General features: G+C 64.2%; 13 protein-coding genes and 1 pseudogene. 13 read left to right on the forward strand and 1 reads right to left on the reverse strand.

The genetic code is table 11. The annotated features are described in order from the left end of the window. The first annotated feature begins 45 nt into the window (after window positions 1–45). Both ACJH6J_RS03330 and ACJH6J_RS03335 read left to right on the forward strand, forming a co-directional pair. A complete protein-coding gene (locus ACJH6J_RS03330; RefSeq protein WP_212806413.1) occupies window positions 46–1,677 on the forward strand; it encodes a cytochrome bc complex cytochrome b subunit in 1,632 nt (543 codons plus the stop codon). Window positions 1,678–1,733: 56 nt separating this feature from the next. After that, window positions 1,734–2,303: a nitroreductase family protein gene (locus ACJH6J_RS03335; protein WP_212806414.1), complete on the forward strand. Its 570-nt coding sequence runs from the start codon at window positions 1,734–1,736 to the stop codon at window positions 2,301–2,303. A gap of 34 nt (window positions 2,304–2,337) precedes the next feature. Here the strand turns inward: ACJH6J_RS03335 and ACJH6J_RS03340 are convergent, their stop codons facing one another. Continuing rightward, complete coding sequence (locus ACJH6J_RS03340; RefSeq protein ID WP_244872834.1) at window positions 2,338–2,874, reverse strand: carboxymuconolactone decarboxylase family protein; 537 nt, start codon at window positions 2,872–2,874, stop codon at window positions 2,338–2,340. Window positions 2,875–3,108: 234 nt separating this feature from the next. Here ACJH6J_RS03340 and ACJH6J_RS03345 point away from each other — a divergent pair. From ACJH6J_RS03345 to ACJH6J_RS03395, 11 genes and pseudogenes are all read left to right on the forward strand, one after another. After that, window positions 3,109–3,204, forward strand: a pseudogene (locus tag ACJH6J_RS03345) (hypothetical protein); the annotation flags it as partial. 141 nt (window positions 3,205–3,345) lie between these two features. After that, window positions 3,346–4,398 (forward strand): PLP-dependent aminotransferase family protein, encoded by a 1,053-nt coding sequence (locus tag ACJH6J_RS03350; RefSeq protein ID WP_244872833.1) that lies wholly within the window; start codon window positions 3,346–3,348, stop codon window positions 4,396–4,398. Window positions 4,399–4,464: 66 nt separating this feature from the next. Beyond that, window positions 4,465–4,845: a hypothetical protein gene (locus tag ACJH6J_RS03355; RefSeq protein WP_212806416.1), complete on the forward strand. Its 381-nt coding sequence runs from the start codon at window positions 4,465–4,467 to the stop codon at window positions 4,843–4,845. A gap of 303 nt (window positions 4,846–5,148) precedes the next feature. Then, on the forward strand, window positions 5,149–5,919 hold the full coding sequence (locus ACJH6J_RS03360) for an ABC transporter permease (protein ID WP_212806417.1): 771 nt from the start codon (window positions 5,149–5,151) through the stop codon (window positions 5,917–5,919). Continuing rightward, window positions 5,916–6,776 carry an ABC transporter permease gene (locus ACJH6J_RS03365; protein WP_212806418.1) on the forward strand — a complete coding sequence of 287 codons (861 nt, stop codon included), beginning with the start codon at window positions 5,916–5,918 and terminating at the stop codon, window positions 6,774–6,776. Before ACJH6J_RS03360 ends, ACJH6J_RS03365 begins: the two co-directional genes overlap by 4 nt. 11 nt (window positions 6,777–6,787) lie before the next feature. After that, a complete protein-coding gene (locus tag ACJH6J_RS03370) occupies window positions 6,788–7,975 on the forward strand; it encodes an MCE family protein (RefSeq protein WP_212806419.1) in 1,188 nt (395 codons plus the stop codon). Next, window positions 7,972–9,003: an MCE family protein gene (locus ACJH6J_RS03375; protein ID WP_212806420.1), complete on the forward strand. Its 1,032-nt coding sequence runs from the start codon at window positions 7,972–7,974 to the stop codon at window positions 9,001–9,003. Before ACJH6J_RS03370 ends, ACJH6J_RS03375 begins: the two co-directional genes overlap by 4 nt. Next, complete coding sequence (locus ACJH6J_RS03380) at window positions 9,003–10,082, forward strand: MCE family protein (protein ID WP_212806421.1); 1,080 nt, start codon at window positions 9,003–9,005, stop codon at window positions 10,080–10,082. The genes ACJH6J_RS03375 and ACJH6J_RS03380 overlap by 1 nt, the downstream gene beginning before the upstream one ends. Continuing rightward, window positions 10,082–11,536: an MCE family protein gene (locus ACJH6J_RS03385; RefSeq protein ID WP_212806422.1), complete on the forward strand. Its 1,455-nt coding sequence runs from the start codon at window positions 10,082–10,084 to the stop codon at window positions 11,534–11,536. The genes ACJH6J_RS03380 and ACJH6J_RS03385 overlap by 1 nt, the downstream gene beginning before the upstream one ends. Continuing rightward, window positions 11,533–12,717, forward strand: coding sequence for an MCE family protein (locus ACJH6J_RS03390; RefSeq protein ID WP_318984237.1), 1,185 nt, complete (start codon window positions 11,533–11,535; stop codon window positions 12,715–12,717). The genes ACJH6J_RS03385 and ACJH6J_RS03390 overlap by 4 nt, the downstream gene beginning before the upstream one ends. Then, window positions 12,717–14,276, forward strand: a complete 1,560-nt coding sequence (locus ACJH6J_RS03395) for an MCE family protein (RefSeq protein WP_212806424.1) — start codon at window positions 12,717–12,719, stop codon at window positions 14,274–14,276. The genes ACJH6J_RS03390 and ACJH6J_RS03395 overlap by 1 nt, the downstream gene beginning before the upstream one ends. Window positions 14,277–14,311 lie beyond the last annotated feature (35 nt).

A 14,311-nucleotide genomic window follows, 5' to 3' on the forward strand; every position in this document is an offset into this window, starting at 1 on the left:
AGGCAGGACATGAAGGCCGGTACGGTCACGCGAACTCCACGACACATGCCAGCGTCGAATCGCGCCGCCGCCCAGGGGAATGCGATCGACTCGCGGTATCACCCGTCCGCGGCGGTGCGTCGGCAACTGAACAAGGTCTTCCCGACGCACTGGTCCTTCCTGCTCGGTGAGATCGCCATGTACAGCTTTGTGGTCCTGCTGCTCACCGGCGTGTACCTGACGCTGTTCTTCGACCCGTCGATGGCTGAAGTCACGTACAACGGCGTCTACCAGCCGCTGCGCGGTGTGCAGATGTCGCGCGCCTACGAGTCCGCACTCGACATCAGCTTCGAGGTCCGCGGCGGCCTTCTGGTGCGTCAGATTCACCACTGGGCCGCGCTGATGTTCGCCGCGTCGATCATGGTGCACATGGCGCGGGTGTTCTTCACCGGTGCGTTCCGTCGGCCACGGGAAGCCAGCTGGGTGACGGGGGCGCTGCTGCTGATCCTGGCCATGTTCGAGGGCTACTTCGGCTACTCGCTGCCTGACGACCTGCTCTCGGGTATCGGTCTGCGCGCCGCCCTGTCCTCGATCACCCTGGGCATTCCGGTCATCGGCACCTGGATGCACTGGGCCCTCTTCGGCGGGGACTTCCCCGGCCAGACCATCATCCCGCGGATGTACGCGCTCCACGTATTGATCATTCCCGCAATCATTTTGGGCCTTGTGGCCACGCACCTGATCTTGTTGTGGTTCGGCAAGCACACCCAGTTCCCCGGCCCCGGCCGCACCGAGAAGAACGTCGTCGGCGTGCGCGTCATGCCGGTCTTCGCCTTCAAATCCGGCGCGTTCTTCGCCATGGTCACCGGAGTCCTCGGAATCATGGGTGGTCTGCTGCAGATCAACCCGATCTGGGAACTGGGCCCCTACAAGCCCTCGCAGGTGTCCGCCGGTAGCCAGCCCGACTTCTACATGATGTGGACCGAAGGCCTGGCGCGCATCTGGCCGGCCTGGGAGTTCTACCCCTTCGGCCACACCATCCCCGCTGTGGTCGCGGTGGCGTTGATCATGGGTCTGGTCTTCACGTTGCTCATCGCGTATCCCTTTATCGAGGCCAGGGTTACGGGTGATCGTGCCAACCACAACCTGCTGCAGCGTCCGCGTGACGTGCCGGTCCGCACCGCCATCGGTGCCATGGCCATCGCGTTCTACATGGTGCTGACCCTGGCCGCGATGAACGACATCATCGCGCTCAAGTTCGACATCTCCCTGAACGCCACCACCTGGATCGGCCGCATCGGCATGGTCGTCCTGCCAGCAGTGGTCTACTACCTGACCTACCGCTGGTGCGTCGGCCTGCAACGCAGCGACCGCGCCGTCCTCGAGCACGGCATCGAGACCGGCATCATCAAGCGACTGCCGCACGGCGCCTACGTCGAACTGCACCAGCCCCTGGGACCGGTCGACGACCACGGCCACCCCATCCCGCTGGAATACCAGGGTGCCGCACTGCCCAAGCGCATGAACAAGCTCGGCTCCGCCGGATCCCCCGGCACCGGCAGCTTCCTGTTCGCCGACTCCGCCGTCGAACAAGCCGCCCTCGCCGACGCCGAACACGCCGCCGAGCACAAAGCACTCACCGCCCTCAAGGAATACCAGGACGAAATCTCGCCCAACGGCTCGGGCGGGCACCAATAGTTTGAGACACGCCCACATTGGTTGTGAAACAAGGTGTTTCCGCTCATGATGCTGGTGTGACCGAGTGTGAGAATGGCGCGGCCGACGGAGTTCATCCCCTATTGGTGGAGCGGTTCAGCCCGGTGTCGTTCGACCGGGACGCGACCCTGAGTGACGCGGAGGTCGACGTTCTGCTCGACGCCGCCCGTCTCACACCATCGGCGGGGAACTCCCAGCCGTGGATGTTCATCGTGGGGCGCCGTGACGACCCCGTCCACTCTCGGATCGTGAATCACCTGGCACCCAGCTCAGCGCGCTGGGCGCCCGATGCCGCACTGCTGATCGTGAACCTGGCTCACGTCCTCGTCGAAGACACGGACTGGGAGTTCTCCGAATTCGCGCGATACGACCTCGGACAGGCGGTGGCCCACATGACGATTCAAGGGCTGGTCATGGGACTCGGTGCACATCAGTTCCGCGCGTTCGATCGTGACGGTGTCGCGCGCGAGTTCGGCGTCCCGGCCGCATGGGAGGTGACGTCGATGACTGCCCTAGGGCGGGCTGGGCGGCCGTCGGACGAAAAGACCGGCCCTTCCCCGAGTCGCGCTCGACTGTCACGACGCGAAATCACCTGGGCCAGAGTGTGATGGGCTCAGCCCCGCCCGTTTGGCAGCCAGCGCATCACGCGACGGAATCGTTTGTGCCAGTTCGCGCCTCGGGCTGCGGGATCAGGCACACCGTTCCACCCGCCGTGTCCATCGGCCGAATGCCCAGACCCTGGTTGAGCCGACCACGCTGGTTCTCCCAGGCGATTTCGGCAGCGATTTCCATCAACTGAGCCTTACTGAGGTGCGTGAGCAGCTCCTCACGCAAGCCTTCGGAGATGATCGCGGGCGTACGGGACATCTCTTCGGCGAATTGAATGCACAGCTTTTCGAGGTGAGTGAACTCATCACTGTCCCGGTAGTTCACCAAGGCGATCAGTTTCTGCTCCGAGAACCCCTCACTCCGGCCGAGGGTATCGGAGATGTCGATGCAGAATTCACAGTGCGTCAACATCGCGGCTTTGATTCCCGCGAGCAGCTTCAGTTCGGTCGGCGCCCGGCCGCTGAACAACAGCGCCATTTCGTAGAGCCCGTTCGCTGCTGCGATGAGCGGGCGCCGGATCAGCCAACCCGGGAGGTCCCAACGGTTTTGGCGGGACTTGGCCAGGACCACGAGGTGTACCCAGATGCGCTTCAGGATTCTCACGATGCTTTCTCCTCGATTCCCTCGCCACCGGACGGCGCCTGCGGTATAGCCTCATGCTAGGTCGCTATTGGACGCAGGTTAGGAACCAATATTTCGATTGAATCGGGTACCACTTCAGGTCCGGAGCTGCTCATCGAGCTGGACCGGACCAGTGGTGCCGGCGCGCTGCATCGCCAGCTGGCCGATGGCCTGCGGGACGCGATCCGGACGGGACGGCTCACGCCGAAAACCCGTCTGCCTTCCAGTCGCGTGCTCGCCGCAGACCTCCAGGTGTCGCGACGCCTCGTCGTCGACGCGTACAGCCAACTCGTCGCAGAGGGGTTCCTGCAGAGTCAACAAGGTTCTGGCACAACGGTTGCCGCAGTCGACACGGCCACTGGGGAATCGCAACCGTCACGCCCGGACCGTCGAACATTCGACATAGACTTCGCACCCGGAGTGCCCGACCTGTCGAGCTTCCCCCGGCACAGTTGGTTGCGCGCGCTGCGTCAGGGGCTGTCGTCCATCGAATCTCAGTCGCTCGGATACGTTTCATCGAAGGGCCTACCCGACGCCCGCACCGCGGTGTCGGACTACCTACGACGCACCCGCGGGGTACGGGCCGATCCGCAGCGTGTCGTGTTGTGTTCGGGAGCGACGCAGGCCGTCGCATTACTCGCGCATGTGGTGGGAGATCGCGCGGTTGCGATGGAGAATCCCGGATTCTGGTTGCACCGCATGGTTTTCCGTCACCACGGCATCGAGCCGTTGCCCGTTCCGGTCGACGACGACGGACTCGACGTCGCCGCGCTCGCCAACACCGCGGCATCGGCGGTGCTGACAACCCCGGCCCACCAGTCTCCGACCGGTGTCGTCCTGTCACCCGCCCGTCGCACAGCGCTGCTCGAATGGGCCCGCGCGGGCAATATTGTCATCGAGGACGACTACGACGCCGAATACCGTTACGACCGCGCACCCGTCGGTGCGCTGCATGCCCTGGCCCCCGACCGCGTCGTCTACCTCGGCTCGGTGAGCAAAACACTGGCCCCCGGCTTGCGGCTCGGTTGGATGGTCCTACCGCCGGACCTTGTCGGTCCTGTGGTGTCGGCGAAAAGTCTTGCCGACACCGGTAGTTCGGTCATGGATCAACTCGCGTTCGCAACACTGCTCCGTTCCGGCGACTACGACCGGCACCTGCGGCTCATGCGCCGGCGCTATCTTGCCCGACGCAACGCACTACTGGCAGCGCTCGGTCGGTACCTCCCCGAGGCGAAGGTGCTCGGCGCCGCCGCCGGCGTCCATCTCACAGTGCGCCTGCCCACCGACTGCGACGTCGACGACATCGTCCGCGAGGCCGCGAGCCGGCGGGTACGTATCGATCCGCTGTCCTGGTGCTATACCGAACCCGACTGTGCGCCACCGGGATTGATTCTCGGCTACGCCAACCTGACGGAGTCGCAGATCGACACCGGCGTGCGGAGCATTGCGGCCGCAGTTGCTCGCGCGACGTAAGTGGTACCCGGTACCACCGCCAAAGTGGCGCCTGACACTGGGCCATTGCGCGCCTAATCTCGAGCAATGACGACGCGAACACCGTTGCGGATCGTGCTGGTGACCTGCGCGATCCTCGGCCTGATAACGCTGATCCTCGGCATCTGGGCGTTCGTCGCACCGATGTCGTTCTTCGAGGTGCTCGCACCGTTCGAGCCCTACAACCGCCACCTTCTGCATGACGCCGGCGTCCTGCAGATCGGTGTCGGAGTCGCGATGCTGCTGGCCGCGGCGCAGCGGTCACCCGTGGAGGTGGCGCTCGGCGGCTTCATCGCGTTCGAAGCGCTCCACGTCGTCTCGCACGTGATCGACCGGGATCTCGGTGGCCGGCCGGCATTCGACATCACGGCTCTCACGATCCTCACGCTTGCCGGCGTCGCCGCGTTGGTCATCGGTCGACGTAACTAGCGCGGCACTCGCTGTCTCGCAATCGATTTGCCGCCGACTCCACCGAGGGAGTCGCCACTCCCAATGTGCCTGGCCCCTTGTGGCGTACCGACGGCCGCATCCGCTGAGCGGGAATTCGGCAGCTCACACCGCCGACCTCTGGGCCGAGAGTTGATCCACTCCGAACGCAGCAGCCCATTCCCGAAATCCCGGTAGGAGGGAATCGCGATGGCGGGGCCCGAAGCGCGGCTGCCAATCTTCCTCGGTGGGACGTGTCCCGGGTCACATTGACCCGCAGGTCCCGGTAGAGAAACGGAGTACGTCATGCCGCAGCGATCGTTCGCCGGTCCGTTGCAAGCGGTCGGCGGGTTGTTCGCCATGACGGCCGACGCCGCCAAATTCGCGTTCCAGAGGCCGGTCCAGTGGCGCGAATTCCTCGACCAGTCATGGTTTGTCGCGCGCGTGTCGCTGGCACCCACACTTCTCGTCGCAATCCCGTTCACCGTATTGGTGTCGTTCACTCTGAACATCTTGCTCCGCGAACTGGGTGCCGCCGATCTCTCCGGAGCCGGTGCCGCGTTCGGCGCTGTCACACAGGTCGGTCCCATGGTGACGGTCCTGATCGTGGCCGGCGCCGGCGCGACCGCCATGTGCGCCGATCTCGGATCGCGCACCATCCGGGAAGAGATCGACGCCATGGAAGTGCTCGGGATCAATCCCGTGCAGCGGCTGGTGACCCCGCGCATGCTGGCCTCGGGACTCGTCGCACTGCTCCTCAACAGTCTTGTGGTCATCATCGGCATCCTCGGCGGATACCTGTTCTCGGTATTCGTGCAGGACGTCAACCCCGGTGCCTTCGCCGCCGGCATCACTCTGCTCACCGGTGTTCCCGAAGTCGTCATCTCCTGCATCAAGGCGACGCTGTTCGGCCTCATCGCCGGCGTAGTGGCCTGTTACCGCGGACTCACCATCTCCGGTGGTGGCGCCAAAGCGGTGGGCAACGCCGTCAACGAGACCGTCGTGTACGCGTTCATGTCGCTGTTCGTGGTCAATGTGGTGGTCACCGCCATCGGCATCCAGATGACCACACGATGACCCGCAGCACAGCGCCGCTTCGGTCCACGTACCCGCGGCTGACACGCGCCGTTCAGACGCCCGTGAAGATCACCTCCGGCATCGGCGATCACATCTTGTTCTACGGTCGTGCGATTGCCGCGGTGCCCTACGCCGCCGCGCACTACCGACGCGAAGTGATCCGGCTCATGGCTGAAATCAGCATGGGCGCAGGCACGTTGGCGATGATCGGCGGCACCGTCGTCATTGTCGGATTTCTCACTCTCGCCACGGGCGGCGTCCTGGCGATCCAGGGGTACAGCTCGCTGGGCAACATCGGCATCGAAGCGCTGACCGGATTCCTGGCGGCGTTCATCAACGTCCGAATCTCGGCACCCATCGTCGCGGGGATCGGCCTGGCGGCCACCTTCGGCGCCGGCGTCACCGCCCAGTTGGGCGCGATGCGGATCAACGAAGAGATCGACGCACTCGAGTCCATGGGCATCCGATCTGTCGAGTACCTTGTCAGCACCCGTATCGCTGCGGGAATGCTCGCGATCACACCGCTGTACGCCATCGCGGTGATCCTGTCCTTCGTCGCAAGCCAATTCACCACCGTGGTGCTACTCGGACAGTCCGGCGGCCTGTACAACCACTACTTCGACACGTTCCTCAACCCGATCGACCTGCTCTGGTCGTTCCTGGAAGCGGTCTTGATGGCGCTCGCAATCCTGCTGTTGCACACCTACTACGGCTTCTTCGCCAGCGGCGGCCCGGCCGGGGTGGGTGTGGCAGTCGGCAATGCCGTCCGCACTTCGCTGATCGTCGTCGTCTCCATCACGCTGCTCATCTCACTGGCCATCTACGGGCCCAACGGCAACTTCAATCTCTCTGGCTAAGTAGGCATCGAATGTCACGTGACTCAGTACGTTTGCTCACCGGCTGTGCTGCAATGGGGCTGGCCGCTGCCCTCGTCGTCGGTGCCGTTGTGTTGTTCCGCGGCGGTGCAACGTCCACGGCATCCGTCACAGTGCTCTCACCACGCGTGGGTCTGATCATGAATCCCGATGCCAAGGTGAAACTCCATGGCGCGCAGGTAGGCAAGGTGGCCGCCATCGAGAATCGGCCGGACGGCAGCGCCGCGATTCGTCTGGCGATGAATCCGGACTACCTCCAACTGATTCCGGCGAATACCCGGGTGCAGATCGTGTCCAGCACGGTGTTCGGCGCCAAGTACGTCGATCTCGTGCCGCCGGCCGAACCATCTGCCCAGTCGCTGCACGCGGGACAGGTTCTCGACGCCGGCCACGTCACCGTCGAGATCAACACGGTCTTCGAGCACTTGGTGGATGTGCTGTCCCAGGTCCAACCCGAGAAACTCAACGAAGCACTCGGCGCCATGGCCCAAGCGCTGGGCGGCCGCGGCGACAAACTCGGTCAGACCCTGGTCGATTTCGACGCCATGCTCGCCAAGATCGATCCGAGCCTTCCGGCAATGAGCCAGGAAATCGCCACTGCTCCAAAGGTACTCAGTGCCTATGCCGACGCCGGCCCCGATCTGATGGACGCCGCACGCAACGCATCTCAGCTCAGCGACACCATCGTCGAGCGCCAGCAGGACCTCGACTCGGTACTGCTGAGCGCCATCGGATTGGCAGACATCGGCAATGACGTAGTCGGTACCAACAGCAACGCGGTCGTCGACGCCATGCACCTATTGGTACCCACGACCAACCTGACCAATCAGTACAACCAAGCACTCACCTGCGCGCTCAAGGGCATGGAGCCGCTCGCGATGGGACCGCCGCAACCGTTGCCCGGGATCATGCTGCTGGACTCGTTCCTGCTGGGCACCGAACGCTACCGCTATCCGGGCAACCTGCCGAAGGTCGCCGCGTCGGGCGGTCCGCAATGCATGGGCCTGCCCAACGTGGGCTTCGGGGAGCGGCCACCGTTCGTGGTCACCGACATCGACGCCAACCCCGCACAGTACGGAAATCAAGGGATCCTGTTGAACTCTGATGCCCTCAAGCAAGCTCTGTTCGGCCCGCTCGACGGACCACCGCGCAACACTGCTCAGACAGGGCAACCCGGATGACGCGTCACAACTCGACCGCTCTGAAGTTCGGCGCCTTCGGCATCACGATGCTCCTGGTGACCGCAGCGCTTTTCGCAATCCTCGGGCAATACCGAACCGGCTCGACAAACACCTACTCGGCAGTGTTCACCGACGCCTCCAGCCTGAAAACCGGTGACTCCGTGCGAGTCGCGGGCATCCGGGTCGGCACGGTCGACAGCATCGCGTTGCGACCTGACAACACTGTGGTCGTAGGTTTCGACGCCGACCGCGACGTCGTGCTGACCACCGGCACCAAAGTCGTTGTGCGTTACCTCGATCTGGTGGGCAACCGGTACCTGGAGCTCGTGGACAACCCGGGGTCGACCAAAATCCAACAGGCCGGCACGCAGATTTCGGCCGACCGCACGGAGCCCGCGTTGGACCTCGACCTGCTCCTGGGCGGCCTCAAACCCGTCATCCAAGGGCTCAATGCCCAGAACGTCAACGCGCTGACCAATTCGCTGATCCAGATTCTGCAGGGCCAAGGCGGGACCATGGAATCGCTGATGGCTCAAACGACTTCATTCACGACGGCACTGGCCGACAACGGCCAGACGGTTCAACAATTGATCGACAATCTGAACACTGTCGTTGCGACAGTCGCCAAGGACGGCGACAAATTCTCCGGCGCCGTAACCCGCCTGCAACAGCTGATCACCGGCCTGTCCCAGGAACGTGACCCGATCGGCGATGCCATCACCGCTCTGGACAACGGAACAGGTTCCCTGGCCGAACTGATGACACAGGCCCGGCCGCCTCTCACAGGAACGGTCAACCAGCTCAATCGAATGGCCACATTGCTGGACAACGACAAAGACAAGGCCCGCATGGATCTCGCGCTGCAGAAGGCGCCCGCCAACTACCGGAAATTGGTTCGCCTCGGCGCCTACGGCAGCTTCATCAACCAGTACCTGTGCGGCATGAACGTTCGCGTGACGGATCTGCAAGGCCGCACCGCGTACTTCCCCTGGATCATGCAGAACACCGGACGCTGCGGGGAGCCCTGATGCTGAAATACCGCGGATCGCAACTGATGCGCACCGGACTCATCGGTTTGGTGCTGGTCATTCTCGTCATCGCTGTCGGCCTTCAACCGCAGAAACTGTGGTCGTGGGCCACGTCGATCAGGTACCACGCGGTGTTCGCCGACGCCGGTGGGCTGTCGCCGGGAAACGACGTCAAGGTCTCCGGCGTCACCAAGGGCACCGTAAGCGCCGTCACCCTCAGTCGCGGAAACGCCCTGGTGACGTTCACTCTCGATGGCACGGTCACGCTGGGCACACAGACCACCGCCCACATCAGAACAGCAACCGTCCTCGGCGCCCGGATGATGACTCTGGAACCCGCCGGAACCGGCAGCCTGCACGCCGCCGACACCATCCCCCTTGCCCGCACCGGGTCTCCGTACTCACTGACCGACGCCGTCAGCGACTTCACCTCCAACACCGCCGAGACCGACACCGCAACACTCACCCACTCGCTGGACACGCTGTCGGAAACCATCGACCGGATGGCCCCACAACTGGGACCGACGTTCGACGGGCTCACGCGCCTGTCACGAACGCTCAACAGCCGCAACGAATCCCTGGCCGCGCTGCTCAAGAACGCGGCCGACGTAACCGGCATTCTGTCGCAGCGCAGCGCGCAGGTGAACACCCTGCTGCTCGATGCCAACGCGCTCACCGGAGTGCTCAACCAGCGACGGCACGCGATCGTCGATCTGCTGGCCAACACGTCGGCGCTTTCTCAGCAGCTGTCGGGACTTGTGCACGACAACGAAAAGGTTCTCGCGCCCACGCTGCAGAAAGTCAACTCCGTCACCGCGATTCTTGAAAAGAACCGCGACAACATCGCCAAGGCCCTCGCCGGACTGGCCAAATATCAAGTCACGCAGGGCGAATCAGTGAACAACGGCTGGTACTACAACGCCTTCGTCGGCAACCTCATCCCCTCACAGACCATTCAACCGTTCCTCGACTACGCCTTCGGATTCCGTCGCGGCACCAACGCCGGCCAGCCGCCTGACAACGCCGGCCCACGCGCCGAGTTCCCCTGGCCCCACAACGGTATTCCGGGAGGCCACTGATGATCACCCGTCATCGCAAACCCTTGACACGTGTCGCCGCGGCCCTACTGGTGGCGCTGGCGCTCGCCGGCGGCGTGCTGCTCGTGCGGCAGACCGTTTTCCGTCCCACCACCATCACCGCGTACTTCACCTCCGCCACCGCGATTTACCCGGGCGACGAAGTCCGCGTCGCCGGCGTCAAAGTGGGAACGATCACCAGCATCGAACCTGCCGGCAGCCAAGCCCGGCTGACGCTCTCGATCGATCATGGCGTACCGATCCGGGCAGACGCGAAAGCCATCATCATGGCGCAGAACCTGGTGGCCGCCCGCTACGTGCAGTTGGCGCCCGCGTACGAAGATGCCGGCCCGACAATGGCCGATGGTGCGCGGATCGGCGTTGAGCGGACCGCGGTACCGGTGGAATGGGACCAAGTCAAAGACCAGCTCATGCGGCTGGCCACCGATTTGGGTCCGGTCAGCGGATCCGCCGCTACCTCACTGAGCCGTTTCATCGACAGTGCCGCGACCGCGATGGATGGCAACGGCGAGAAACTGCACCAAGCGATCAGCCAACTCTCGGGGATCGGACGCATATTGGCGCACGGCAGCGGCAACATTGTCGAGATCATCAAGAATCTGCAGACCTTCGTCACCGCGCTGCGCGACAGCAACACCCAGATCGTCGAGTTCCAGAACCGCCTCGCGAGTGTCACGAGCGTCGTCGACGGCGCGCGGTCCGATCTCGATGCCGCCCTGACGAACCTGGCTTCCGCCGTCGGCGAGGTGCGGCGCTTCGTCGCGGGTACCCGCGATCAGACCGTCGAACAGTTGCAGCGGTTGACGAACGTCACCCAGAACCTCGTCGACAACAAACTCAAGCTGGAAAATGTGCTGCACGTGGCGCCCAACGCCATCGCCAACGGCTACAACATCTACAACCCCGACAGTGGTACGGCCGTCGGCGCTTTCGCGATGTCGAACTTCGCCGATCCCGTGTCGGTGGTCTGCTCAGCGATTGCGGCAGTCAAGAATGCCACGGCAGCCGAATCGTCGAAGTTGTGCGCGCAGTATCTCGGCCCAGCCCTGTCGCTGATCAACTTCAATTACCTACCACTGCCGACGAATGTCTATCTCCGCAAGGCACCGAGTCCGGAGAATCTGGTTTACACCGACCCCAAACTCGCCCCCGGCGGAAGCGGTTCCCGCGCCGAGTCCCCAACCGAGCCCCCGGCGGTGTCGGCCTACACCGGTACCAACGACGTCACCCCTCCCGCCGGGTGGGGCGCGCCGCCGGGCCCCCCAGGGGCATACGCGCCCAACGGATTACCGGCCGATCCCGCGCCCGCATTGTTCCCCGGCGCGCCGGTCCCCCAACCAGCCGCCGCGTCATCGCCACAAGCACCCACAGTCCGGGACCTGCTCCTTCCCGCAGAAGCCGCTCCCGCGGCGCCGAACCCAGGAGGCACCCCGTGATGAAGCGACGGTCCCTGGCCCGCCTCACGGCGCTATCGGCCTGCTCCCTGCTGTCGGTAACCGGTTGTGCATTCCACGGATTGAACTCGTTGCCGTTGCCGGGCACGGTGGGACGCGGGGCCAACGCCGCGATCTATCACGTCGAACTCGCCAATGTCGGTACCCTGGAGGCGAATTCGCCGGTCATGATCGGCGACGTCATCGTGGGCAGCGTATCGAAAATGTCGGTGCGCAACATGCGCGCCGACGTCGAGGTGTCGGTCAAACCTGGCACCGTGGTCCCCGCGAATGCGGTAGCGACCGTTGGGCAGACCAGTCTGCTCGGGTCCATGCACCTGGCGCTGGATCCGCCGCCGGGGAAGGCGCCCTCCGGACAACTGTCCCCAGGCACCACCCTGCCGCTGAACCGGACGTCGACATACCCGTCGACGGAACAGACGTTGTCGTCGCTATCGGTCCTCGTCAACGGCGGCGGACTCGGCCGGGTCGGTGAGCTGGTCACCGAGACCAACAACGCATTGAACGGCAGGCAGGACCAGGTCCGCGACCTGCTCACGCGCCTCAACAATGTGGTCGGCATCTTCGCCGATCAGCGAGACGACATCAATGCCTCCATCACCGCGCTCACTCGCCTGGCAGGAACCATGGCCGGCCAGAGCGATGTGATCACCCAAGCCCTGCAACGAATCCCGCCCGCGCTGGATGTGCTGATCAAAGAGCAGCCCCGTATCACAACAGCTCTGGAGAAGTTCGGCGTGTTCAGCAATACAGCCACCAAACTGATCAAAGCCACCCAAGACGACTTGGTGACCAACCTGCGCAACCTGGAACCGACCCTCCGCGCCCTGGCCGACGTCGGACCGAATCTGGGCACTGTGCTGGCGTTTGCGCCAACGTTTCCCTACCCGCAGAACTTCATCGACCGCGGCATTCGCGGTGACTACCTCAACGAATTCATCACCTTCGATTTCACGATCCCCCGGCTCAAGCGAGGATTGCTGCTGGGCACCCGCTGGGGACAGGAAGGAGCCCCTTTGGTTCCCGCTCCCGGCGACCCCTGGTACGCCAACTACACCAAGGACCCGCTGGGCACGTTGCTGACCGCGCCGCCGAAAGCTGTTGCGACGCTGCCGGCGCCGGCACTCGCCGCCCCGACAAATCCGAACGGCGGCAGCAACTGATGCTCACCCGCTTCGTACGCATTCAGCTCGGCCTCTTCGCGGCCGCCTCGATCATCGGTATGGCAGTGATGCTGGTCGTCTACCTGCAGGCACCCACCCTGTTGGGGCTCGGGCGCATGACGGTCAGCCTGCAACTGCCGGCCACCGGTGGCCTGTACCGGTTCTCGAATGTCACCTACCGCGGCGTGCAGGTCGGCAAGGTGACCGATGTCCGGCCCACCCGTGACGGTGCCGTCGCCACCCTGTCGCTCGACAATGCGTCGAAGATTCCCGCGGACCTGCACGCCGCGGTACTGAGCGTGTCCGCCGTCGGTGAGCAATATGTCGACCTGCAACCCCATAACGATGCCGGCCCCTACCTGCACGACGGATCGGTCATTCCGGCGTCGAAAACATCGATTCCCCAAGCTGTCGGACCGATGCTCGATCAAGCCAGTGCGCTCATCGACAGCATCCCGAAAGACAAGATCAGCCCGCTGCTCGACGAAACATTCAAGGCGTTCAACGGCTCTGGTTACGACGCCGGGTCCCTGTTGGATTCCTCGTCGAAATTGATCGCCGACGCCAACAGCGTCAGCGATCAGTCTCGAGCGCTCATCGATGACAGCAGGCCCTTGCTCGACGGCCAAGCTCAATCCGTCGATGCCATCCGGACCTGGGCCCACAGCGTCGCGGGACTCAGCCGGCAACTCGTCCAGAACGACCCCCAAGTCAGGACGCTTCTCAAAGACGGGCCGGACGCCGCGGACGAGGGCTCCCGCCTGTTCAACCAGGTAAAGCCCACTCTGCCGCTGCTTTTGTCCAACCTGACAACCCTCGGGCAGGTGGCTGTGACCTACCACCCGTCGCTCGAACAACTGTTGGTGCTGCTGCCACCGACAGTGTCGTCCACCCAGTCTTACGGTGCACCCAAGAACAATCCGACGGGCATGGCTTTGGGCGATTTCACCCTGAACATCGGCGATCCGCCGGCCTGCACCGTCGGCTTCCTCCCGCCGTCGTCCTGGCGCTCACCGGAAGACACCAGTGATGTCGACACCCCCGACGGGCTCTACTGCAAGCTGCCGCAGGATTCGCCGATCGGTGTACGCGGGGCGCGGAACTACCCATGTATGGGCAACCCCGGAAAGCGCGCTCCCACAGTCGAAATCTGCGATAGCGACAAGCCTTATCAGCCCCTGGCGATGCGCCAGCATGCTCTCGGCCCGTATCCGATCGACCCCAACCTGCTCGCTCAGGGGATCCCGCCGGATTCTCGGGTCGATCATGACAGCACGATCTACGGACCACTCGACGGAACGCCGAGGCCGACAACGGGTCAACCGCCGGCCGGCGAGGCCGCACCGGACACTCCCCCGCCGCCGCCGGATGGTGCCGCGCCCACGCCGGTGGCTCCGAGCGCCTTCATTCCCGAGACTTCGAAGGGCCCGTCGGTCGCCATCGCCACGTATGACCCAGCCACCGGACGCTACGCGGGTCCGGATGGAAAGGTCTACCGCCAGAAGGATCTGGCTCCGCGGAGCGGAGAACGGACGTGGCGGGACCTGTTCACCGCCTGATTGAACAACGTTGGGCCGGCACGTTCTCAGGGCGG

Source organism: Mycobacterium sp. SMC-18, from assembly GCF_045310895.1.
Taxonomy (GTDB): Bacteria; Actinomycetota; Actinomycetes; order Mycobacteriales; family Mycobacteriaceae; genus Mycobacterium.